The organism is Robinsoniella sp. KNHs210 (assembly GCF_000686105.1).
Classification (GTDB): Bacteria; Bacillota; Clostridia; order Lachnospirales; family Lachnospiraceae; genus Robinsoniella; species Robinsoniella peoriensis.
In genome coordinates, this window is sequence record NZ_JMLZ01000002.1 from 1206083 (window position 1) to 1229619 (window position 23537).

The 23537-nt window shown below is 36.3% G+C and carries 18 protein-coding genes, 1 CRISPR repeat array and 1 other annotated feature; of the genes, 16 read left to right on the forward strand and 2 right to left on the reverse strand.

What is annotated here, in order from left to right; genetic code table 11:
• The first annotated feature begins 2 nt into the window (after positions 1-2).
• The 13 genes from CD03_RS33325 to CD03_RS0112185 all read left to right on the forward strand — a co-directional run bounded on the left by CD03_RS33325 (position 3) and on the right by CD03_RS0112185 (position 17447).
• Positions 3-1055: a glycosyltransferase gene (locus tag CD03_RS33325; protein ID WP_044289327.1), complete on the forward strand. Its 1053-nt coding sequence runs from the start codon at positions 3-5 to the stop codon at positions 1053-1055.
• Positions 1052-2038: a glycosyltransferase family 2 protein gene (locus tag CD03_RS0112130; RefSeq protein ID WP_081820233.1), complete on the forward strand. Its 987-nt coding sequence runs from the start codon at positions 1052-1054 to the stop codon at positions 2036-2038. The genes CD03_RS33325 and CD03_RS0112130 overlap by 4 nt, the downstream gene beginning before the upstream one ends.
• Before the next feature lie 22 nt (positions 2039-2060).
• The gene (locus CD03_RS0112135) at positions 2061-3203 is read left to right on the forward strand and encodes an O-antigen ligase family protein (RefSeq protein WP_027293872.1); all 1143 of its coding nucleotides are present in this window, start codon (positions 2061-2063) and stop codon (positions 3201-3203) included.
• 136 nt (positions 3204-3339) lie between these two features.
• Positions 3340-4416, forward strand: coding sequence for a polysaccharide pyruvyl transferase family protein (locus tag CD03_RS0112140; RefSeq protein ID WP_027293873.1), 1077 nt, complete (start codon positions 3340-3342; stop codon positions 4414-4416).
• Positions 4406-5938 carry a lipopolysaccharide biosynthesis protein gene (locus tag CD03_RS0112145; protein WP_027293874.1) on the forward strand — a complete coding sequence of 511 codons (1533 nt, stop codon included), beginning with the start codon at positions 4406-4408 and terminating at the stop codon, positions 5936-5938. The genes CD03_RS0112140 and CD03_RS0112145 overlap by 11 nt, the downstream gene beginning before the upstream one ends.
• A gap of 2 nt (positions 5939-5940) precedes the next feature.
• Positions 5941-7716 (forward strand): 2-succinyl-5-enolpyruvyl-6-hydroxy-3-cyclohexene-1-carboxylic-acid synthase, encoded by a 1776-nt coding sequence (menD, locus tag CD03_RS33330; protein WP_052377777.1) that lies wholly within the window; start codon positions 5941-5943, stop codon positions 7714-7716.
• A 71-nt stretch (positions 7717-7787) separates the two neighbouring features.
• Positions 7788-8660: an SDR family NAD(P)-dependent oxidoreductase gene (locus tag CD03_RS0112155; RefSeq protein ID WP_027293875.1), complete on the forward strand. Its 873-nt coding sequence runs from the start codon at positions 7788-7790 to the stop codon at positions 8658-8660.
• Between the two features lie 201 nt (positions 8661-8861).
• On the forward strand, positions 8862-9602 hold the full coding sequence (locus CD03_RS0112160) for an acyltransferase (RefSeq protein ID WP_044289329.1): 741 nt from the start codon (positions 8862-8864) through the stop codon (positions 9600-9602).
• 212 nt (positions 9603-9814) lie between these two features.
• Positions 9815-10623: a CRISPR direct-repeat array (repeat unit 30 nt; unit sequence GATTAATAGTAATATGGGATATATTGAAAC).
• Between the two features lie 264 nt (positions 10624-10887).
• Positions 10888-11102 (forward strand) — a binding site (T-box leader).
• A gap of 40 nt (positions 11103-11142) precedes the next feature.
• Positions 11143-13554 (forward strand): leucine--tRNA ligase, encoded by a 2412-nt coding sequence (gene leuS, locus CD03_RS0112165; RefSeq protein WP_027293877.1) that lies wholly within the window; start codon positions 11143-11145, stop codon positions 13552-13554.
• Positions 13555-13793: 239 nt separating this feature from the next.
• Positions 13794-14975 carry a PIG-L family deacetylase gene (locus tag CD03_RS37205; RefSeq protein WP_197041660.1) on the forward strand — a complete coding sequence of 394 codons (1182 nt, stop codon included), beginning with the start codon at positions 13794-13796 and terminating at the stop codon, positions 14973-14975.
• Positions 14976-15205: 230 nt separating this feature from the next.
• Positions 15206-16015, forward strand: coding sequence for a basic amino acid ABC transporter substrate-binding protein (locus CD03_RS0112175; RefSeq protein ID WP_027293879.1), 810 nt, complete (start codon positions 15206-15208; stop codon positions 16013-16015).
• Positions 16016-16033: 18 nt separating this feature from the next.
• A complete protein-coding gene (locus CD03_RS0112180) occupies positions 16034-16714 on the forward strand; it encodes an amino acid ABC transporter permease (protein ID WP_027293880.1) in 681 nt (226 codons plus the stop codon).
• Positions 16704-17447 carry an amino acid ABC transporter ATP-binding protein gene (locus CD03_RS0112185; protein WP_027293881.1) on the forward strand — a complete coding sequence of 248 codons (744 nt, stop codon included), beginning with the start codon at positions 16704-16706 and terminating at the stop codon, positions 17445-17447. Before CD03_RS0112180 ends, CD03_RS0112185 begins: the two co-directional genes overlap by 11 nt.
• A gap of 175 nt (positions 17448-17622) precedes the next feature.
• On the opposite strand, the gene CD03_RS0112190 is transcribed toward CD03_RS0112185, so the two are convergent.
• Both CD03_RS0112190 and CD03_RS0112195 read right to left on the reverse strand, forming a co-directional pair.
• The gene (locus CD03_RS0112190; protein WP_027293882.1) at positions 17623-17967 is read right to left on the reverse strand and encodes a TIGR04076 family protein; all 345 of its coding nucleotides are present in this window, start codon (positions 17965-17967) and stop codon (positions 17623-17625) included.
• 22 nt (positions 17968-17989) lie between these two features.
• Positions 17990-19726 (reverse strand): Rqc2 family fibronectin-binding protein, encoded by a 1737-nt coding sequence (locus tag CD03_RS0112195; protein ID WP_027293883.1) that lies wholly within the window; start codon positions 19724-19726, stop codon positions 17990-17992.
• A gap of 245 nt (positions 19727-19971) precedes the next feature.
• On the opposite strand from CD03_RS0112195, the gene CD03_RS0112200 reads away from it, so the two are divergent.
• The 3 genes from CD03_RS0112200 to CD03_RS0112225 all read left to right on the forward strand — a co-directional run bounded on the left by CD03_RS0112200 (position 19972) and on the right by CD03_RS0112225 (position 23528).
• Positions 19972-20874 carry a helix-turn-helix transcriptional regulator gene (locus CD03_RS0112200; RefSeq protein ID WP_027293884.1) on the forward strand — a complete coding sequence of 301 codons (903 nt, stop codon included), beginning with the start codon at positions 19972-19974 and terminating at the stop codon, positions 20872-20874.
• A gap of 108 nt (positions 20875-20982) precedes the next feature.
• On the forward strand, positions 20983-21450 hold the full coding sequence (locus tag CD03_RS0112205) for a GyrI-like domain-containing protein (RefSeq protein WP_027293885.1): 468 nt from the start codon (positions 20983-20985) through the stop codon (positions 21448-21450).
• A 1199-nt stretch (positions 21451-22649) separates the two neighbouring features.
• Complete coding sequence (locus CD03_RS0112225; protein ID WP_027293886.1) at positions 22650-23528, forward strand: YicC/YloC family endoribonuclease; 879 nt, start codon at positions 22650-22652, stop codon at positions 23526-23528.
• Positions 23529-23537: the final 9 nt, after the last annotated feature.

Below are 23537 nucleotides of genomic sequence, written 5' to 3' on the forward strand. Positions count from 1 at the left end.
ATATGAAGCCTTTAGTATCAGTGATTGTGCCAGTTTACAATGTGGAAAAATATCTAGACAAGTGTGTTCAAAGCATTGTAGAACAGACATATGAGAAATTGGAAATTATACTTGTGGACGATGGATCAACAGATTCAAGTAGCATAATTTGTGATGGTTGGGCTAATGAGGATTCAAGAATTCAAATTATTCACAAATCAAATGCTGGTTTAGGATTTGCCAGAAATTCAGGATTAGACATTGCTTCAGGAGAATTTGTGATGTATATCGATTCAGACGATTATATTGCAGATAACATGGTGGAACGGTTAGTTCATACTGCATTGAAGACTAATTCCGATACCGTATATTGTGGTTTGACCAGAGTATATTATGACGGCAGTAAACAGGAAATCCCGACGGGTTATGATGGTCAGACTTTTGTGGGTAATGAAATTATTAACATGGTTTTGTTAGAAATGGTCGGAAGCAAGCCGGAAGATAAAGAGGATGCAAATCTTTATATGTCAGTATGGCATGCAATATATTCCATGAGTATTATTAAAGAACATAGTGTAAGGTTTCCTTCAGAACGTCTGATTATGTGTGAGGATATTATTTATCATATTGATTATTTAAAATACTCTCAAAGGGTGACATATATTAAGGATTGTTTGTATTATTATCGAGTAAATCCTATGTCTCTTTCTCAGGTATATGATGAGACAAGAATTAAACGTCAAATTGTTCTATCGGACGAGATTCGTGCTAGATTCAGTATATTTGTTGATAATGATATAATTAATTTGAGAGAAGATAGACGCTTTTTGGGAGGAGTTCGATCTCAAATCTTTGCAATTGCTTCATCGAGCGTACACCATAAAATCTCTAAAATTCGTTCAGTATCTAAAGATATTTATATTAAACAAGTTTTAAAACGATATCCATATACGCGTAATCCACTTAAACATAAGATTGTAAATATGGCATTAGTGCATAGTTGGGCAGTGTTGTTGTATTTGATTGCAATGGCTACAAATAAAAGTAGAAGTTTAAAGAAAACGGAGTGTAGATGATGGAATTAGTTTCAATAATTATTCCTGTTTATAATGTAGAGAAATATATTAATAAATGTATTGAAAGTATTTGTGCTCAATCGTATAGCAACTTAGAAATTATCTTAATTGATGATGGATCTTCAGATTGTAGTGGCGAAATCTGTGAACGATGGGCATTGAAAGACAAAAGAATTAAAGTACTTCACAAGATTAATGAGGGTGTAGCCATTGCTCGAAACCAAGGTTTGAAAATTGCTATAGGTAATTATATTGTGTTTATTGATGGTGATGATTATGCTTTGTCATGTTATGTTGAACAGATGCTCCTGAAAATGAAAGAGAATAAAGTTGAATTAGTGATAGCGGATTATTTTACGGACACGAATGGTTTTATGTCAACTTTTTCGACCAGCAGTGGAGTGAGTGAGATAAAGAACAGAGATGAAACACTTAATGGATTATATGGAGATAAAGGATATCATGGATATTTGTGGAATAAAATGTTTTGCAAAAATATAATAGATCGGAATAATATACATTTTTTACCAGGTATAGTAATTTGGGAAGATACTTTGTTTTGTGTAGAATATATGATGTATATTGAAAAAAGTGTGTATTTTAATATGCCATTATACGTTTATGTACAACGACAGGGCAGTGCTATGAATCAAAGGAATATAAAGGGAAGAGTTTCTATTAAAAAATGTACAGAGAAACTTCTCTCTACATATCAAGAATTAGAAACAGAATTTTGGAAACAGACAAGACAATTACACATTAATCTACTAGTCGAAGAATATGTTTATATGGTTTCAACTTCGGATTTCTGTAATCGTTCATCTATACAAAATAAAAAAAGAAAAGAGTTGATAGGGGAAGTCGAGCAATATAAACAATTGTTGCACAAAAAGCATAAGTTGCTTTATTCGATTATTAAATATTTTCCCTGTAGTATGAAAAGAGTTTGCTTTTCCCTTTTTAGACACAAGGGGTTGATTTGAATAGAAAGGAGGTAATATTTATATGAAAGTAAAGGTAAACTTATTAAAATTACTCATCCCAATTACTCTGTTCTTTTGTTGCGATATTTCATTAATTGTGTCATTTCCCACAATGATTTTGCGTGGGATCTTAGCCTGCATATGTATTTTAGTTGTTGTACAAAAAGGAAAAAAAAGATTGTTCAGACAAAGTTTACCTGTCATGTTTTATGGATTTTCCATTCTGATTTCCGACATAGTAAATGTTGGTGTAACCAGTTCAATAGTAAATGGTTTGGTGTATGCGTTAGTACTGATTGCAACATATGTATCACTTATTGGCGTAGTGGAAAGAAATAATATAAATGATGTCTACGATATTGTATATAAATGGTTATTCATTATTGTTTTGGTTTCTGGTACCTTTATTCTTGTTACAAAAGGTAATGGTATTGCAACTGAAGGTGTTTTACCACATTTTCTTGTTGGAAATAAATTTGTAGTGTCGTATTTTTACATGTTTTTGTCATGCATAATTCTTACAAAATATCCGAATAAGTATTTTGTGAGAAAAATCATTGCTTTTTCTTTTCTTTTTTACACATGTTATCTTGCAGACTGTATAACAGGAATTATTTGTATTGCACTGATTATTATACTAAGCATTTTTAAAAGTAAAATTGCATCTAAATTAAATAGACCATATGTAATAATGACTCTACTTATTTTATCGAGCCTGTTTGTATTAGTTGGAGGATCTATTGCTTCGAGCAGTCGTATACAATGGATTGTTGTTGAGGTTTTAGGACGTGATTCTACGTTAACAGGTAGACTTGAAATATATTCAAGATTGTTGGAAATATTTAGAACACAGTTTTTGTTTGGATACGGTCATTTAAATACAGTAGTATATGATATGATGGGGTATGGGAATCCCCAAAATGGATTATTTAATATCCTTATTAAGTATGGTTTGTTTGGCACGATTTGTTTCTTATGGATGGTGTATGATTCGGTAAAGAATATTGATTTTGAGAATAATAAAAATGCTTATACAACTGTAATTTATATTTTGGCTATGTTATTAGCAGCAACAGTAGAGATAAATCTGTCAACTGCATTTATATTTGGCTTGGCTATATTAAAAGCTACAAAAGGAAAAACTCAAAAATTGGAAAGAATATAAATTTTGAGCTAAAGAGAGTTGTAGTCTAATGTCTTATTTTGGTATGATGAAAACTAGGTTTAATGTTTTTCATATTTATAATGTGTAATAGTAATTATATAAAAATGGATCATTACGAAAGAAGGAATTATTAGCTATGAAACGGATTGCAATTATGACAATACAAAGTATAAACTATGGAAATCGTCTGCAAAACTATGCATTGCAGGAAACTTTAAATGAGTTTGGTCAGTGTAAGACTATACATACACAAGCAGGAAGGAATACCATCAAAGGAAGAATTAAGAGAATGATAAGATGTATTCTAGGAAGAAGCCGTATTGATATGTTTGCAAGATTTGATTGTAAAATTGCATATTCGAAAGGAATGGTTTCAAGCGATGGACAGAACAATCGTCTAGTTAATAGCTTTGATTTTTTTGTTGCAGGGTCTGATCAAGTTTGGAATCCTTTATTTGATTTTATCGGAGATCGTGAATTTCTTACATTTGCTAAACCAGAACAAAGGATTGCTTATGCAGCAAGTATTGGATTGAATCAACTTCCTTCACAATATCATGATGTATTTCTAAAACGGCTTGACGGTTTTAAAGCTATAGCTATGAGAGAAAGCTCAGGTACAAAGATTGTACAGGATTTAACCGATAGGAATGACATTGTAACAGTTCTTGATCCAACAATGTTACTCTCTAGAGAGCAGTGGCATAGTGTAGCTAGAAAAAGTAAATATCAGCCCACAAGACCATATATCTTTAAGTACATTTTAGGTGTTGATAATCCTGAGCTTGACCAAGAGATTGAGATTAAGGCCAAGGAATTGAAATTTGCCATATTTGAATTACATGACTTCAGTAAGAGTGACACTAGAGCAATTGGACCTGCAGAGTTTATTAGCTTGATAGAAAATAGTGAAATGGTTTTTACAGACTCTTTTCATGGAACGGTGTTTAGCTTGCTTTTTCATCGCTTGTTTTTTACTGTGCAAAGACCTTATCAGGAAGGTTTTGGTGAAATGTCTTCGAGATTAGAAACCCTTCTGGACATGGTAGAAATGAGAGAACGTTTGGTAGATTCAGTTGATCAATATAAAAAAGTAGATTTATTGTGTGATTTTAGAAAAGCAGACAAGGTTCTCGAAGAAAGAAAGGCTCTTTCTAAGCAATTTTTGAGAAATGCTTTTGGCGGAGACGAGGAAAATTATAATGAAAATTGAAAGAACCGAGAATGCTGTTAGAAATATTCTGTGGGGGGTTATTGAAAAAATATCAGTTCTATTACTACCATTTATTACACGAACCGTAATGATTAAAGTGCTTGGAGCTGAGTATGTTGGATTAAATAGTTTGTTTACATCAATTCTTCAAGTGCTGAGCATTTCTGAATTAGGTATTGGAACTGCTATAGTCTTTAGCATGTATAAACCTATTGCTGAAGATGAAAAGGACATGTTGTGTGCACTGCTTAATGCATACAAAAAGATATATTTTATTATCGGCAATATTATTATGATTTGCGGTGTTGCAGTGATTCCGTTTTTAAAATTTTTGGTTAAGGGCGATTTACCTGCAAATGTGAATATGTATGTTCTGTATATCATTTATTTAGCAAATACGGTTATTAGTTACTATTTGTTTGCATATAAAGCTGCTCTTTTTTCGGCACATCAGAGAAATGACTTGATAAGTAAGAGGACAGCTGTTGTTTCAACTGTCAGTAATTGTTTTCAAATTGTTTTACTTTTGACGTTTAAGAACTATTATGCTTACGCAATTATTATACCATTGGCAACAATAATTACTAATCTTGCAAACGCTTATCTTGCGCAAAAAATGTTTCCAGATATTCAATGTTATGGAACCCTTCCAAGTGATGTAAAGGATGGAATTAAAAAGCGTATAATTGGTCTTGTTTCGTTTAAAATCTATAATGCTGTATTTACATCAGTAGATACAATTGTAATTTCTGCTTTTTTAGGATTGACACCTTTAGCAATTTTTAATAACTACTATTATATTCAGACGGCACTAGTAGGGTTTCTTATAATTATTACTGCGTCAATAACTGCGGGTGTTGGTAATAAAATGGTTATAAATACACCAGAGGAAAATTATCAGGATTTCATAAATTTTACTTTTGCGAATGGATGGATATGTAGCTGGTGCGCAGTGTGTATGCTTTGTCTGTATCAACATTTTATGGAATGGTGGGTTGGAAAGGAATTAGTTTTTTCATTTAATACAATGATACTTATGGTTTTATATTTTCTTCTCCCTCGTATTACAACAATGACTTATACTTATCGGGAGGCAGCTGGCCTTTGGTGGGAAGATCGTTTTAGACCTATTGTTGCGACTATCGTAAATTTATTTGTAAATATTGTGCTTGTCAAACTTATTGGAATAAATGGTGTTATTATCTCAACATTAATTTGCACTGTTTTTATAAATGTTCCGTGGGGGACAAGTGTATTGTTTAAAAACTATTTTAAAAATTCACCGATGGAGTACTTCTTAAAGATTATTGTATATATAATTATTACACTGATTACTGGTGGTATTTCTTTATTGGTATGTAATCTTATGCCGTCAACTGGGTTCATTGCTATGGTTGGCAAAGGTTTAATCTGCATGGTTATTCCTAATTTGTTGTTTTGGGTGGCTTATCATCGAATGAGTGAATACGAATACATGAAAAGCATGGCGAAGAACTTAATTAATAAAGTCAGGAGGAATTAAGTATGTATAGTTGTTTGAAAAATGTTCAAATTTTAGTTTCATTATTAAAAAAGAATAATATTCGTCATATTGTTCTATCTGCTGGTACAAGGCATACACCATTGGTTTACTGTGTTGAGCATGACGAATTTTTTGTTACTTATTCAGTGGTTGACGAGAGAAGTGCTTCTTTTTTTGCGCTTGGATTAATTGAAGAAATGAGGGAACCAGTTGCTATTTGTTGTACATCTGGGACGGCAGCAGCAAATTATGTTTCAGCAGCAAATGAAGCGTTTTATCAACAGTTACCTTTATTGATTCTCACTGCAGATCGAAATCACTATTACATGTTTCAACAAGAAGAGCAGATGATTCCTCAAGAGGGGCTTTATAGTTCGGTATGCAAAAAGGTAGTTATTCTACCACATGTTCGAGATAGTAATGATTTTTGGTATTGTTCGCGTATATGCAATGAGGCCTTAATGGAGCTAAAGCGTGGCGAGATGGGACCAGTACATATAAATTTTATTGTTGAAAATGATTATCCTGTTATTCAAGGTATTGTGAGGTTCAATGAATCTGTATTGCCAGATGTCCGAAAGATGGAGAGATTAACTCTTGAGGATTCTCAGGAAATTTGGAAAAAAAGGGCAAATTATTTAAAAAAATTAAAAATATTAATAATCTATGGACAATATGGACCTCTTTCTGAAGAAGAAAGAGAAGCCATAGAGCTATTTGTACAAAATTACAACTGTGTTGTTTCGAGAGATTTATTATCTAATATGCAGTGTCCTTATAGTTTACCGACGTTTACCTTAATGCGTGTGTTAAGTAATGAAGAGATAATATCTCTTTGTCCAGATATTATCATAACAATGAATGGGAATACAGTCTCTGAAATAAAAGGACGAATTAATTCATGTGGAAGACAATTTCAACATTGGCATGTTTCTGCAAAAGGAGAAGTGTCTGATCCTTTCAAGTGTTTGCCGGATGTTATTGAATGTTCACCAAAGACTTTTTTTAAAAAGTTTGGGGAGTTATGCTCAAATGTCAAAGTAGAACATTCTTTTTATGATGATTGGAATGCATATTATTTGACTATAGGTAAAAAGGGCTCTCTTAATGATGAATTGATTATGTTTTCTAGTATGTATGCAACCCAACAGTATCTTAAGCATATTCCTGCTAATTCCTTACTTCATATAGCAAACAGCAATAGTATTCGATTGGCTAACTATTTTGACGTTGATCAGACGGTAACAATCTATGGTAATAGAGGTGCTCACGGGATAGATGGGTCTATGTCATCTTTTATTGGTCAGGCATATGTGAGCAAAAAACTGAGTTTTCTATTGATAGGAGACTTGAGTTTTTTCTATGATATGAATGCATTATGGAATCAGTACGTGGGCAATAATGTACGTATTCTAGTGTGTAATAATTCGGGTGGTGCTATTTTTCATAGCTATCCAAATGTGAAAAATGTACCGACATTGGATCAGCATATTGCGGCTGCTCATACTACAAGTGTAAGGGGATGGGCTGAAGCAAGAGGCTTTAAGTATATATCGGCAAATGATAAAGAGCAACTTGATAAGGCTATTCAAATAACTATTCAAGACGATTGTAATATGCCAATTATTATTGAAGCATTTACAAATATGGAGGCAGATGCCAAATGTATTAGGGATATTGTTGAACCTTATTACACGAACTCAGATACCATTAAACACAAGATAGGAAAGGTTCTTCCAAATAATATGAAGGCTACTTTAAAGAAATTTATCAAGTAGAAAAAATACAATTAGAAATTATATATGATAGTAAGATTGTTTGAGTCTTTATATAGAAACGGAGAAGAAAAATGAGCTTAGGATTAATAAAGATATTTATTCCCAAAAAGATTAAAGAAAAAATCAAGAAGTCATTGACTATTAGTAATGTAACCAGACCGTATGTCCTTGAACAGGAGTTGAAATTACCTATGGTTGGTATGAATGCTCTTGTTACAGGTGGCTCTGGAGCAATAGGGCGTGCAATCTGCTTTAAATTAGCATCAAAAGGAGCAAATGTTTTTGTTGCCGGTCGAACAGAAAGTACGGTGGATAATGTTGTCAAGGACATAAAATCAATTGGACTTAGGGCTAATTCATTTATTGTAGATGTTGGTGATGAGAAATCTGTAGATCGGGTGTTTAGTGAGAATTTTGAAAATTTAAAGTTAGATCTTTTGGTGAATTGTGCAGGTGGTGGAGCGAGAACAAAGGCAACAGAAATTGATAAGCAATCAGTTGAAATAATTGATTCTGTGTTGGATTCAAATTTACGTGGAACAATGTTATGCACACGGAAAGCAACGCAGTACATGAAGGCGCAAAAAACGCAAGGAAAAATAGTTGTCATCTCTAGTACAGTTGGAATTCAAGGAAAAGCAATGTATTCAGAATATGCGGCAGCAAAGGCTGGTATGTTAGGATTTGTAAAAGCTATGGCTTTAGAACTTGGTCAATATGGCATTAATATAAATTGTGTTACACCGGGATTTATACAACGTGGAGAATACAATGGTCATATGGAAGAATGGCTCAGGTCTACCAATTGTTTGCATTCAATTGGCACACTGGAAGATATAGCAGAAGCAGTTTATTTTATGTTAAGTAGTAGTTCTAATTTTATTACTGGACAAAATCTAATCGTTGATGGTGGTCGTACTTTAGGTCTCTATGGTGATAGGTGACAATTAAAAATACTGACATTATAAAAAGGAACATTTTATTAGTTGAAACTACATTGCGAAAATCGATGATCAAGTTAAAAATAGTGTATATATATTTTCAGTGTGAAAGATATTCTCAATTTGATGCTATTTCATGTACGCTCTCGAGGGATTACTTTTGCTTAGAATACTGTAGAAGTAACGATGGAGGAATAAATAAAAATGAGTATAAAGAGATTTATAAAAAAACTGATTCTAAAGGAACGATGTTCATCTGAAGATTACATCGACTATTTGAGAAAACAAGGTGTTCAGATAGGGGAAGAGTGTGTAATCTTTGTACCAACAAGAACAGTAATCGATGTGCAAAATCCCTGGATGTTAAAGTTGGGGAATCATGTCAGAATTACTGATGGTGTAAAAATTTTGACACATGATTTCTCATGGTCAGTTCTTAAACGTTTCAATAATGAAAGTATCTCAGAAGGACGTATTTTAGGTGCCGTAGGTAGCGTTGAGATTGGAGATAATGTTTTTATTGGTATGAATGCGATTATAACCAGAAATGTTATAATTGGAAATAATGTGATCATTGGCGCAGGAAGTGTCGTTACTAAAGATTGTCCATCAAATGGAGTCTATGCAGGTACACCAGCTAGAAGGATTATGAGTATTGAAGAATTCTATATAAAGAGAATATCTTTGCAGTTGGAAGAAGCAAAAGAGTTGGCAAAAAGGTATAAAGAACGTATGGGTGAGAATCCACCAAGAGAAGTTTTTAGTGAATACTTCCCATTGTTTGAAACTGGAGATAAAGCAATAGAAAACTCAGTTTTTCATAGTCAGATGGTATTGTGTGGCAATATAAGCCAAACAAAAGAATTAATGAATCATAGTTCACCTCAATTTTTAGATTATGAAGATTTTCTTAAGTATTGTTTTAAAGTTGAGAAAGAAAAATAGAAAAGAAAGCACATATAAAATGGCTTAATTGTTTCTTTTACGATCTATCTATATGAAACAGTAACTATATAGATAAACACTTGATGAACATATGAAAATTTGAAAGGAGTTCAAAATGATTATATCGATTGCTGGTGGCTTAGGAAATCAAATGTTTCAGTATGCATATCTGCTGTCTCAGAAGGAAAGATATCCTCAAGGTGATATAACAGGATTAATAGTAATATGGGATATATTGAAACTAAACCGACACTGGGATATTTCTTAGAAAATATGGATTAATAGTAATATGGGATATATTGAAACTAGCTGGAAGTTTTGCAGGGGCGCTGGTTATGGCGATTAATAGTAATATGGGATATATTGAAACCTATTTAGGGATTTTGCATAATTGAAATTTTTTACCGATTAATAGTAATATGGGATATATTGAAACCCAGACGTTTTTGCGAAGCATACGTCTGGTGATACGATTAATAGTAATATGGGATATATTGAAACGGACAAACCCGTGTAAGAATGTCTTGCATATCCTGATTAATAGTAATATGGGATATATTGAAACGGCAGAAAAACATCTTCGACCTTAGAGCCAACACAGGATTAATAGTAATATGGGATATATTGAAACTTTAATAATCCTTCTCCAACTTTTAATTTAAGTTTACGATTAATAGTAATATGGGATATATTGAAACCTTCATAATCTGGCTTTTCAAGAATAGGAACATAGATTAATAGTAATATGGGATATATTGAAACGTATCTTGATGCATTATATCTAGCTGCATTTTTAGATTAATAGTAATATGGGATATATTGAAACTATTTCCATGTCCGGTACAGCCAGAACGCAGACGGAGATTAATAGTAATATGGGATATATTGAAACGCAGTGTAGCGGTGGTGTGCCGCAGGCAGTGCAGGATTAATAGTAATATGGGATATATTGAAACTAGGTAAAGTGTTCGTTACCGGTTAATGTTTGCATGATTAATAGTAATATGGGATATATTCTAACCAATCACTCCTTTCCGATCAAGCATCTATTCCAGTGTTCAATAGTAAAATCAGACAGTGAGTACTTTTTTAAAACCAATTAAAAGTATAAAATTATGAGTAATTTTACAATTCTATCAGTAATTTGTGCATAATATACTCGAACACAGATATAGAAAGGAATAATTAACCAGAGACGATAGCAATCAAAAATTAATCCTAATTGTTTTTGGTTACTCCTTGACAAATGACCAAGAAATGGTTAGAATAACAGTTAGTCGATATGACAAAAACTGTGATGAGGAGTATTAAGAGTACTTGCGTTTCAGAGAGCTGCCGGATGGTGCGAGGCAGTAACGATAAAACTCCCAACTCGCCTCGGAGTTCCTTGATTGAATTTAGTAGATTAAGGCGGGAATTCCCGTTATAGAATTAATGAGTGCATCCTTTTTGGATGAATTAGAGTGGTACCACGGAAAGTAAAGCCCTTTCGTCTCTATAAGAAGACGAGAGGGCTATTTTTATTTAGGAGGAATGAACAATGGCAGTACCTTATAATCATAAGGCGGTTGAACAAAAATGGCGTAAGAACTGGGAGGCTGACCCGGTAAATGTAAATGATGGTAAGAAACCAAAATATTATTGTCTGGATATGTTCCCATATCCGTCAGGAAATGGACTTCATGTAGGACACTGGAGAGGATATGTAATCTCTGATGTCTGGAGCAGATATAAGATGCTTCAGGGATATTACCTGATTCATCCAATGGGCTGGGATGCGTTCGGACTACCAGCTGAAAACTATGCAATTAAGATGGGAGTGCATCCTGCTAAATCTACAGCAGAGAATGTGTCTAATATCAAACGTCAGATTAATGAAATTGCAGCAATTTACGATTGGGATATGGAAGTGAATACAACCGATCCGAATTTCTATAAATGGACTCAGTGGATATTTGTAAAAATGTTCAAGGCTGGATTAGCATATGAAAAGGAATTTCCTATTAACTGGTGCCCATCCTGTAAGACAGGACTTGCCAATGAAGAAGTTGTAAATGGGGCTTGTGAACGCTGTGGAACTCCTGTTACCAAGAAAAATTTAAGACAATGGATGCTGAAGATTACCGCATATGCTGACCGTCTGTTATCAGATCTGGATAAATTGGATTGGCCGGAAAAGGTAAAAAAGATGCAGTCTGACTGGATCGGAAAGAGTCATGGTGCTGAAGTTGACTTTAAAGTTGACGGGACAGATAATGCAATCACAGTTTATACAACGAGACCGGACACTCTTTACGGTGCAACATTCATGGTACTTGCTCCGGAGCATGCCATGGCTAAAGAATTGGCAACGGATGAAACAAGAGCAGAAGTAGAAGACTATATCTTCAAAGCGTCCATGAAATCTTCTGTTGACAGACTTCAGGATAAAGAAAAAACAGGTGTATTTACAGGAAGCTATGCAATAAATCCAATCAATGGTGCCAAGGTACCGATTTGGTTATCCGATTATGTACTTGCTGATTATGGTACAGGAGCGATTATGTGTGTACCGGCACATGATGACCGTGACTTTGAATTTGCAACAAAGTTTGGTATTCCGATTGTCCAGGTAATTGCTAAAGACGGTAAAGAAATTGAAAATATGACAGAAGCATATACAGAGCCAGGCATTATGATTAATTCCGGTGAATTCAACGGAATGAGCAGTCTGGATGCAAAACGTGATCTGCCGTCTCGTCTGGAGGACAGAGGAATCGGCAAGGTAACCACAAACTATAAACTGCGTGACTGGGTATTTTCCAGACAGCGTTACTGGGGAGAGCCGATTCCAATTGTTCACTGTGAACACTGTGGTGCGGTTCCGGTTCCGGAAGACCAGCTTCCGCTTACACTGCCTGAGGTTGAGAGCTATCAGCCGACAGGTACCGGAGAATCACCGCTTGCTGGAATTGATGAGTGGGTAAATACTACATGTCCGGTTTGTGGAGCGCCTGCAAAGAGAGAAACCAATACCATGCCTCAGTGGGCTGGTTCATCCTGGTATTTCTTACGTTATGTAGACAGCCATAATAATGAAGAACTGGTTTCCAAAGAAAAAGCAGATAAACTCCTGCCGGTTGATATGTATATCGGTGGTGTAGAACATGCAGTTCTTCATTTGCTGTATTCCAGATTTTATACCAAGTTCCTGAACGATATTGGAGTTGTAGATTTTGACGAGCCATTTACAAAATTGTTCAATCAGGGAATGATTACCGGTAAAAATGGTATTAAGATGAGTAAATCAAAAGGAAATGTCGTTTCTCCGGATGATTTAGTTAATGATTATGGATGTGATTCCCTTAGAATGTACGAACTTTTCGTAGGACCGCCGGAATTAGATGCAGAGTGGGATGACAGAGGAATCGATGGAGTATATCGGTTTATCAACCGTTTCTGGAATCTGGTAATGGATAATAAGGATAAAAACATGGCTGCATCCAAAGAGATGGTCAAAATCCGTCATAGAATGGTTCATGATATTACACAGCGTCTGGAAAGCTTTAACTTAAATACCGTAATCTCCGGTTTTATGGAATATAATAATAAGATGATCGACCTTGCTAAAAAAGAAGGCGGCATTGATCAGGAAACTTTAGAGACAGCAGTGATTCTGCTCTCTCCATTTGCACCTCATTTGAGTGAGGAACTTTGGGAAGAGTTAGGAAACAGCGGTTCTGTATTTAAGAATCAGTGGCCGGTGCATGATGAAGATGCGATGAAGGATGATGAGATTGAAGTTCCGGTACAGATTAATGGCAAAACAAAAGCTGTTATTAATGTTCCGGCAGAGATTTCTAAAGAAGATGCAATTGCGGCTGGTAAAGAAGCAGTTGCGGATAAACTGACGGGTACCATTGTAAAAGAAATTTATGTGCCTAAGAAAATTATTAATATTGTGCAGAAATAAGAAGAATGTGACAGTCATAGGAAATCTATGGCTGTCATTTTTTGTAATTATTATACTTTATATTCTTGGCTTGTGATGGAAAATTGATATAAAAGTGTTGAAAAATTGATATACAGGATTTATAATGGGAATTATGTAATCAAAATGCCTAAACAGATTTTAGAGTAATTCTGGGCTAAGAAATAATTTTACAATAGACAAATTAGAAAAGAGGAGGTTTGTACATGAAAAGAAAACTAATGAAAATGGTTGTAATTATAATGATTTTATGCATGATGCCGATTACTGTTATGGCAAAACCAGAAAATCGAGCTTTAAAAAGAATTTGGAGGAAAGATAATAAGAATCAGGAAAAACACCAAAAAAAGAAAGATGGGTGGGTAAATAAAAAAGGGAAAAAATATTATCTGGTTAAAGGTAAGCCAATAACAGGATTACATTATATAGATCAGACTTTATGGTATTTTAAAAAAAACGGTGTCCTTTATAAGGGAAATTCTGGATGGAAATATTCGAAACCCAATAAAAATGGGTATAAATTTTATGTTCAGAGTAATGGACAAGTTTATGTTGGTTTAAAGAAGATTGGAAAGAATCTTTATTACTTCAACAAAAAAGGGAAATGCATGGTTGGAAAATATCGCTTGAATGGAAAAACATATCGGTTTGATGACAATGGGAAGTCGGTTTCTTATTGGAAGAATGCTGGAGATTCTTGGCATTTTATTTCTCCAAACGGTAAAAAAACTACTTATCCGGTCAATGGAGATAAAAATCATATTGATGCAGAGCATATAACAAAATCCATTTTGGATTCGTTAAATTTGGAAAATGTTGAGAATCTTATGGTTGTTGCACATCCGGATGATGAAATTCTTTGGGGTGGAGAAGGTTTAGTAAAAGAAAACTATTTAGTTGTATGCATGACAAATGCATCTACACAGAAGTATGGATTATCCCGAAAAATGGAATTCAATCGATCAATGGAAATAACAGGTGGAAAAAGTATTATCATGCACTATCCTGATTATACGGAAGGTACCCGCAGCGTGGATGATTGGAGCGGATGCTATGATGATATGACTAAAGATATCAAAAATTTGATTTTTTATAAGCATTGGAAAAAAATTGTTACGCATAATCCAGCTGGGGAATATGGACATAAACAGCATAGGATGATAAGCAGCCTGGTTACTGGGATATGTTCAAATAACGCAAGTATGAGCAGGCTAATATATTTTGGTAAATATTATAAGAAAAATGAAATAAAAAGATTTGCCAATACCTTACATAAAGTAAATGCAATGGATTTGAAAAAAATGAGACAGGCAGCTTCCAGTTATACATCCCAGCGCCGTGTTGTTAATAAAATGGGACATATGATGAAGTACGAGACGTGGATACCGGCAAACAAATGGTAAACATATGATAAACATCCCTGCAAGTGCTTATGATTAGCACAGGTAAAAAGCACTGTGCATTATATGTATGCATGTTTATAACTAATTTTACAATTATATGCATGAAACTGTTGACAACCCAGAAATTTAGTGTTAAATTTGATTAAGCGGGAAAGCAGTTGAAGGCAACTTTTGAATCTGTCTTTCTTTTTTTACGAATTATTTTACATTTTATTTAGGAGGATTTAGGAATGAAAAAGATGATTGTAACTGCACTTGCTGCATCCCTTATTTTATCACTTGCAGGATGTGGAAGCAAAGGAGCAGAAACGGAAAAAACCACAGCGGCAGCTGGCGAAACAAAAGAAGCAGGAGCGGAGGCAGCAGGTACAGAAGCCACAGGCGGTACTTTAGTAATGGCTACTAATGCGGAGTTTCCTCCATATGAATACCGCGAAGGAGATAATGTAGTTGGTATTGATGTGGAAATTGGTGAAGCAATTGCAAAAAGCATGGGCATGGAATTAAAAGTAGAGGATATGGCATTTGACTCAATTATTGTAGCAGTGGATGCAGGAAAAGCAGATGTAGGGCTTGCTGGACTTACTGTAACAGAAGATCGCCTTATGAATGTTAATTTCTCAGATCCATATACAACAGCTACACAGGTAGTTATTGTTAAAGATGACAGTCCGATCACTTCCCCGAATGACCTGGAAGGAAAGAAGATCGGTGTTCAGCTTGGTACTACCGGAGATCAGTATGCAGGAGATATCAAGGATGCTACGGTAGAAAGATACAACAAAGGTTTCGAAGCAGTACAGGCAATGACTCAGGGAAAAATTGATGCAGTAATCATTGACCGTGAGCCGGCAAAAGTGTTTGTTGAGCAGAATGAAGGCATCAAAATGTTAGATGAAGCTTATACAGAAGAAGAATATGCAATTGCTATCAAAAAAGATAATGAAGAGTTATTGAAAAAGGTAAATACTGCACTTGCAGAACTGAAATCTTCAGGAGAACTGCAGAAAATCCTGGATAAATATATTAAGGCACAATAAAACAAAGGAAGATAAGCTATGGCGGAAAAATTTTATCAGAATTTTATTAAAGATGACCGTTGGAAATACCTTACAGACGGATTGTTAACGACCCTTGAAATTACTTTATTTGCAGTACTTATCGGTATTTTATTGGGATTCCTGGTTGCTGTGATACGTTCGACTTATGAAAAGACAGGAAAACTGAAGATTTTAAATTTCATCTGTAATGTATACCTGACCATAATCCGCGGAACGCCAGTAGTAGTACAGTTATTGATTACGTATTTTGTTATTTTTGCTGCTTTTGACATTAATAAGGTGTTGGTTGCAATCCTTGCTTTTGGTATTAATTCGGGTGCATATGTAGCTGAGATTATTCGTGGAGGAATTCTTTCGATTGATAACGGACAGTTTGAAGCAGGACGAAGCCTGGGTTTTAATTATCCTCAGACTATGATTTATATTATCTTACCACAGGTGTTTAAAAATGTACTTCCGGCTTTGGCGAATGAATTTATCGTATTATTAAAGGAAACATCAGTAGCTGGTTATATCGCATTGCAGGATTTGACAAAAGGCGGCGATATTATTCGAAGCCAGACATATTCTGCGACTATGCCTCTTCTGGCAGTGGCGGCAATCTATTTAGTACTGGTTATGATATTTACGTATCTGGTAAAATGTCTTGAAAGGAGGCTGCGTAACAGTGAGCGATAGAGGAGAAGTTTTAATTCGAGTTCAGAATCTTACAAAATCCTTTGGTGATTTTAAGGCATTAAATGATGTATCTACAGAAATCCGTTCCGGTGAAGTTGTATTTATTGTCGGACCGTCCGGTTCTGGTAAAAGTACATTTCTGCGTTGCCTGAATCGATTGGAAGAGCCGACTTCAGGACATATTTTATTTGAAGGTGTAGATATACTGGATCCAAAAACAGACATTAACCTTCATCGTCAGAAGATGGGAATGGTGTTTCAGCACTTTAATCTTTTTCCGCACATGACAATACTTAAAAATATGACGATTGCGCCTATGAAGCTTCAGAAGAAGACACAGGAAGAAGCAGAAAAGGAAGCAATGCAGCTGTTAGAAAAAGTCGGGCTTGCTGACAGGGCAAATGCTTATCCAAGCCAGTTATCCGGAGGACAAAAACAGCGAATTGCTATCGTGCGTTCTCTTTGTATGAAGCCGGATGTGATGCTGTTTGATGAGCCTACTTCAGCCCTTGATCCGGAAATGGTAGGAGAGGTACTGAACGTTATGGCAGACCTGGCAAGAGAAAATATGACAATGGTAGTAGTAACACACGAGATGGGATTTGCAAAAGAAGTTGCAGACCGTATTCTGTTTATGGCAGAAGGGCAGATAATAGAAGAAAATAATCCCAAAGACTTCTTTGGTAATCCAAAGAGTGAAAGACTGAAGAGCTTTTTGAGTAAAGTATTATAGATTATTGAAATAAATAATAGGTTTAATTAAAAGTTATTGCGTTGCCCTAAATGGGTAATACAATAACTTTTTTATTAAACACAATTAACTCCAAATAATACACGTTTATTGCGAAATTTATTCACCAGGACCTCTGCATTATGCCAATTCAGCGGCAATGCAGACATATGTTAACTTAGCGAACCGGGGTGTATTCAATCTCTGATTCTTCTGCCGTAGATTCCAATTTAAATATAACCGGGCGCAGACCGTCATTGCAGCTGCAGATCGCAACTCCTGGTTTCCGGATCCAATCGCCATAGTAAAATAAGTCTTTTCCGGTGCCGTGTGCCAGAGCAAAAACATATTGATAAATTGCTTTCCAGGCCTCATCGCAAAAGCCGTCTGGTTTTGCATAGTCAGCATAAAAGGTTTGCCCTTCTTTCATCATGGGACATGCAGTCAATCCTTCTGCTCCATATTCATTTGCTAATTCTTTGTCTAAAGTCGTTTTCAATACAGTGATTTTTACTTTTTTCATAATGGTTCATATCCTCCTGAAATTACGAAATCTGTTCGATACCGGAAATATTAGAGTCAATAATCATAGAATAGTTGGTATGGTAAATAACAAATCCTGGCTTTCCGCCATTGGTTTTTTTTACATGCTTCTTTTCTACATAATCTATTTCTACTTTTTCCGCATTACGGTTTTTTGAATAATATGCTGCCAGACGGGCTGCCTCCTCAAAAGTACGGTCGGGAAGTTCTTCGTTGTTTGCTTTTACAATTACGTGAGAGCCGGGTGCACCTTTGGCATGAAACCACCAGTCATTTCCGGTAGCGATTTTAAATGTAAGCTCATCATTCTGGAAATTGTTTTTTCCAACATACATATGGTAACCGTCACTGGACAGGTAGTGAAATGGCTTTGAAGTAATCTTCACTTTTTTGCCGGTATATTTACGTTTAATATAACCGTAATCCATTAACTCTTCCTTTACCTGAACCAGATCTTCTTCAGACAAAGCAATGTCCAGAGAAGTGCTGATGGATTCCAGATGTTTGATTTCATCCTGAGTCTCTTCGATCAGATCAGTCAGTGCCTCATATGTACGCTTTAATTTATTGTATTTATCAAAATTCTTTTTTGCATTTTCCTGTGGAGTTAAGGTTGGATCCAGAGGAATCGTAATCATTTCGTTGGTATAGTAATTAAGTGCCTCTAATTTTTTAGCGCCAGATTCCAGGTTATAGCCATAAGTATTGATCAGTTCTCCATACACCTTATGTTTATCCCGTTTTTCCGTATCCTTAAGCTGTTTCAGCTGCAGATCGTATTTTTTACGGTTACGTTCCAGAGCAGTCTGGACAATTCTTCTGAGATCGGAAGATTTTTGGCGGATACGGGTTATTGTATTTTTTACGGCATAGTAATTTTCCAGAACCTCCGAGATACCTGGATAGATTTTCGTGGTTTTGTCTTCGTACTGAGTCAGCGGGATACTGGAAAAATCGATCGGTTCTTCACCCTGAAATATAATATTCGGAGAGAAAATACCGTTTTTTACATCCTCCATAATAAAGGAAAAGATACGGTAAAGGTGGGTTAATTCCAGTTCACTGAAACTATTGGCGCTCTGGTCAGATTCCAGGGATGCACGATGGCATACTTCTTCTGCCGTCAGAGGGCTGATACCTGTGAATGTCGTATAGAGAGCTTTCGCAAGAGCCATTGGTTTAGAAGAAATCTCTGCTGCAAAAGTTTCCGTGGTAACCTCTAACGGATTCCATTTATGCTGTGTCTCTGGAATAAAGTATGTCCGCCCCGGCAGTACTTCCCGGACAGAACTCATTTGCAGGGACACATGTTTGATACTGTCAATGATCATATTATCTTCGTTGCAGAAAATAATGTTGCTGTGTTTTCCCATGATTTCCACAACGAGGGTTTTTATGCACACATCACCCAGTTCGTTTAAATGTTCAATCTCAAAATTAATAATTCGTTCCAGTCCCGGCTGCCAGACCCGAAGAATCTTGCCACTGCCGATATGTTTCCGAAGCAGCATACAGAAATTAGGAGCAGTCATAGGACTTGGCTTATTTACCTTGGTCAGATAAATAAGGGGCAGACTGGCACCTGCAGAAATCAGCAGGCGGTACTGAGTTTTTTGATTTTTTATGGTAAGCATCAGCTCGTCATTTTCCGGCTGAGCAATCTTGTTGATTTTACCGCCACATATGGTATCGTTTAATTCCTTTACCATATTGGCAATTACAATTCCGTCTAAAGCCATGTTTTTCATCCTCCTGGTGTGAATCTTATATCCACATATGTAAGAAGTGGATTCTTAATAGTATAGCAGATAAGAGGGAGAAAATCTAGAGAAATTCAGTTTTCCACAACAAAGAACCTCTTATCAAAAAAACTCTTCTATTCCACAAATGAAAGCGTTATAATAACATTCAAAGCAATAAGAAAGCAATAAGTAATATATTATATTTTAACATTTCAATTGGACAGATAAAATGAAGGAGACACATGCAGATTAACAGATTATTTGAAATCGTATATTTATTATTGGAGAAACAGGGGACTACGGCGCGTGAGCTTGCGGAGCATTTTGAGGTTTCGGTAAGGACAGTTTACCGAGATATTGATACGCTGTGCCAGGCGGGAATCCCGATTTATACAAATAAAGGCAGAGGCGGCGGGATTCATCTGATGGATAACTTTATACTGGACAAGTCCGTTTTGTCGGATATGGAGCGTCAGGAAATTCTGTGGGGATTGCAGGGTCTAAATGCGGTTAAAGCGGCAGATAATGATGAAGTGCTGTCCAGAATGCGGTCTCTTTTTGGGGCACATAAAACGGATTGGGTACAGGTTGATTTTTCGGACTGGACCGATCAGCGGCAGAAGGTCTTTGGGAAGATCAAAGAAGGGATTATTCTAAAAAAGGTGATCCAGATTGAATATTATAATTCAGAAGGCGTAAAATCTACCAGACAGGTAGAGCCATTGCAGCTTTGGTTCAAGGATAAGAGCTGGTATTTGAAAGGATTTTGCAGGAAAGCAGGAGAAATGCGGCTTTTTCGGATTACCCGAATGAAGCAGGTGAAGGCATTGGAGGAGAACTTTGACAGAATGCTGCCGGTACAGGAATCCAAAGCAAAGAAAGGTTACCGTGAGCAAAGTTATATGGTGGAGATAACACTTCATATAGATGCATCCTGTGCTTACCGGGTGTATGATGAGTTTGAGGAAGCACAGATTCAGGTTCAGGAAGATGGCAGCTTTCTGGCTAAATTAAAATGTCCCGAAAATGAATGGGTTTACGGTTACATCCTTTCTTATGGACCATTAGTCCGGGTGATGGCGCCTGAGCGGGTGAAAAAACTCGTAAAAGAAAGATTGGAAAATACTTTGAAATATTATTGCTGACGATTTATTTAATATGACATGCAGTTGTCAGATTATGCCTGTTATACTCTCTTTAACCGATACGAAATTTATGCGGTAATAAAAACAGAAAATAAGAGAGGTATCACTATGAATTATGAAATCGTATATTTAGAAGAGAAAAAAGCAGCAGGATTGAAGATCAGAACCAATAATGCCAGCCCGGATATGGGAGCAGAAATAGGCGGACTCTGGAAGCGTTTTTTTGAAGAGGGCATTTTCTTTCAAATGCCGGGAAAGGTGAATGATAAAAGTATTGGATTATATACCAACTACGCGGGAGACCATAAGGATGACTATGACATGTTTGTATGCTGTGAGATAGATAAAGCTGCCCAAATACCGGAAAGCCTGGCGACTACGGTCATTCCCAAGGGAAATTATGCTAAATTCATTGTAAAGGGAAATATGGTAACAGCAGTACAGGAATTCTGGATGAAACTCTGGAGTATGGATTTAAAGAGGACCTATGTGGCAGACTTTGAAGAATACCAGCCTGGAGGCGATATGGATAATGCAGAAATTCATATGTACATCGGAATAGAGAATGCAGATTAATGTAATTAAGTGCAGGATTTTAGATTTATTATATTTGGGTTTAGATGAGTAATGACGCTTTGTAAATGATAGGTAGTGTACGGAAAGAGAAGGGGGCGAGCCAGGACATTGATTTGGAAGGCTTACCGCAGAACTGGCATTTTCTAACCTTCCCAGAGCCCTTTTTGGCGGCACGCGGGCATTCGCTCCGAAATCCTGATGCATTTCGCAGCTCACTGCCCGCTTAGTATCCGATGGGAGCCAGTCGAATACTATCCGCCAAAAAGCACTCTGGGAAGGTAAGTAAATACTCAGCTCTGCTATATGCCTTCCAAATCAATGTCCTGGCTCGACCCCTCCTCTTTCCGAGATAGCATTCGTTGATACAAAGCTGGTTTTCTCAGCGTGGTGGGACCCCGGGGTTGTGGCATGCTGAACAATATTGGCGTTAAGCAACTGATCTTGAGAACGGGATTTGTTTTATATTCTGCAATAAGAAAAAGGAATAGACTTTCATCTTCTATTATGCATAAACTGTCAAAATATACCGCTCTACATCCAATAAAGAACATCCATCTACACCCAGGGAATCTATCATGCTGAGAACGAGTAACATAAAGCAACTGAACTTATCACGGTGATTTGTTTCTTCATTCCAGAAAAAGCAGCAAACTTTCATCTCCTTTTACGCTTAAATAGCCGAAATATACTACGCTACATCCAATAAAGAACAGCCTGCCATAGCCCAGGGGTCCGACCATGCTGAGAAATTCAGCTTTGTGGCGGCAACCTGGATCTCGGAAAGATGGGTGTGGGAAACTGGCATGGGCGGAGGAAGCGTAGAGCAGAGCTGAGTATTTACTTACCTTTTCGAAGTGTTTTTTGGCGGATAGTATTCGACTGGCTCCCATCGGATACTAAGCGGGTACTGAACCGAGAAATGCATCAGGATTTCTCGGTGAATGCCCGCGTGCCGCCAAAAAGCGCTTCGGAAAGGTTAGAAAATACCAGTTCTGCGGCCAGCTGACGGAGCCCATGCCAGTTTCCCACACCCATCTTTCCGTTGCACTATCTTCATCTACAAAGCGTCCCTTCCTCAACAAAACCCCAATTTAACCAGTATAACAGGATTTTGCTGTTGACTACACATTTGATATGTTTTATAATGTTTTTAATGTGGCGGCATGTGCCACAAAACTAAAAAAAGAGAGCGAATGAAGATGATTAAGAGCATGACAGGCTTTGGCAGGTGCGAAAACCTCCAGGGCAGCAGAAAATTTACAGTAGAAATGAAGGCAGTGAATCATCGTTACTTCGACGTGAATATTAAGATGCCCAAGAAGCTGAGTTTTTTTGAGTCAGCGATCAGAGGAATGCTTAAGAATTATATTCAGCGGGGGAAAGTAGACGTTTTCATTACATATGAAGATTTTACCGAAGAAAACTTTTCGTTAAAATATAATGAAAATATTGCAGGGGAATACGTTCGTTATTACAAACAGATGGCGAAGACATTTGGTCTGGAAAATGATATCAGGACTTCAACTCTTGGCAGATGCCCGGAAGTATTTACAATGGAAGAATCCACAGCAGATGAAAAAGAAATCTGGGCAGTACTGGAGGCAGCTTTGGAAGGAGCCAGCAGACAGCTTGTGGAAGCCAGGTTAAAAGAAGGTGATGCATTAAAAGCAGATCTCTTTGAAAAACTGGACGGTATGCTGGCAGATGTAGCTTCTGTAGAAGAACGGTTTCCTCAGATTATGGCATCTTACCGTGAAAAACTGACTGAGAAAGTAAAGGAACTGTTAGGGGATACCCAGATTGAAGAAGGACGGATCGCAGCAGAAGTAGTACTGTTTGCTGATAAAATCTGTACGGATGAAGAAACAGTCCGGTTAAGAAGTCATATTGAAAATATGAAATCCTGCCTGATGGAAGGTGGAAGTGTCGGCAGAAAGCTGGATTTCATAGCACAGGAAATGAATCGTGAAGCAAACACAATTTTATCTAAGGCAAATGACCTGGAGACTTCCAATACGGCTATTAATTTAAAGACTGAGATTGAGAAGGTACGGGAGCAGATTCAAAATATTGAATAAGGTGGGAAA

What these genes read in the sequence shown, in the direction of transcription:
- CD03_RS33325 (WP_044289327.1), top strand. Translation starts at nt 3, where the DNA reads ATGAAGCCTTTAGTATCAGTGATTGTGCCAGTTTACAATGTGGAAAAA.
- CD03_RS0112130 (WP_081820233.1), top strand. Translation starts at nt 1,052, where the DNA reads ATGATGGAATTAGTTTCAATAATTATTCCTGTTTATAATGTAGAGAAA.
- CD03_RS0112135 (WP_027293872.1), top strand. Translation starts at nt 2,061, where the DNA reads ATGAAAGTAAAGGTAAACTTATTAAAATTACTCATCCCAATTACTCTG.
- CD03_RS0112140 (WP_027293873.1), top strand. Translation starts at nt 3,340, where the DNA reads ATGAAACGGATTGCAATTATGACAATACAAAGTATAAACTATGGAAAT.
- CD03_RS0112145 (WP_027293874.1), top strand. Translation starts at nt 4,406, where the DNA reads ATGAAAATTGAAAGAACCGAGAATGCTGTTAGAAATATTCTGTGGGGG.
- menD (WP_052377777.1), top strand. Translation starts at nt 5,941, where the DNA reads ATGTATAGTTGTTTGAAAAATGTTCAAATTTTAGTTTCATTATTAAAA.
- CD03_RS0112155 (WP_027293875.1), top strand. Translation starts at nt 7,788, where the DNA reads ATGAGCTTAGGATTAATAAAGATATTTATTCCCAAAAAGATTAAAGAA.
- CD03_RS0112160 (WP_044289329.1), top strand. Translation starts at nt 8,862, where the DNA reads ATGAGTATAAAGAGATTTATAAAAAAACTGATTCTAAAGGAACGATGT.
- leuS (WP_027293877.1), top strand. Translation starts at nt 11,143, where the DNA reads ATGGCAGTACCTTATAATCATAAGGCGGTTGAACAAAAATGGCGTAAG.
- CD03_RS37205 (WP_197041660.1), top strand. Translation starts at nt 13,794, where the DNA reads ATGAAAATGGTTGTAATTATAATGATTTTATGCATGATGCCGATTACT.
- CD03_RS0112175 (WP_027293879.1), top strand. Translation starts at nt 15,206, where the DNA reads ATGAAAAAGATGATTGTAACTGCACTTGCTGCATCCCTTATTTTATCA.
- CD03_RS0112180 (WP_027293880.1), top strand. Translation starts at nt 16,034, where the DNA reads ATGGCGGAAAAATTTTATCAGAATTTTATTAAAGATGACCGTTGGAAA.
- CD03_RS0112190 (WP_027293882.1), bottom strand. Translation starts at nt 17,967, where the DNA reads ATGAAAAAAGTAAAAATCACTGTATTGAAAACGACTTTAGACAAAGAA.
- CD03_RS0112195 (WP_027293883.1), bottom strand. Translation starts at nt 19,726, where the DNA reads ATGGCTTTAGACGGAATTGTAATTGCCAATATGGTAAAGGAATTAAAC.
- CD03_RS0112200 (WP_027293884.1), top strand. Translation starts at nt 19,972, where the DNA reads ATGCAGATTAACAGATTATTTGAAATCGTATATTTATTATTGGAGAAA.
- CD03_RS0112205 (WP_027293885.1), top strand. Translation starts at nt 20,983, where the DNA reads ATGAATTATGAAATCGTATATTTAGAAGAGAAAAAAGCAGCAGGATTG.
- CD03_RS0112225 (WP_027293886.1), top strand. Translation starts at nt 22,650, where the DNA reads ATGATTAAGAGCATGACAGGCTTTGGCAGGTGCGAAAACCTCCAGGGC.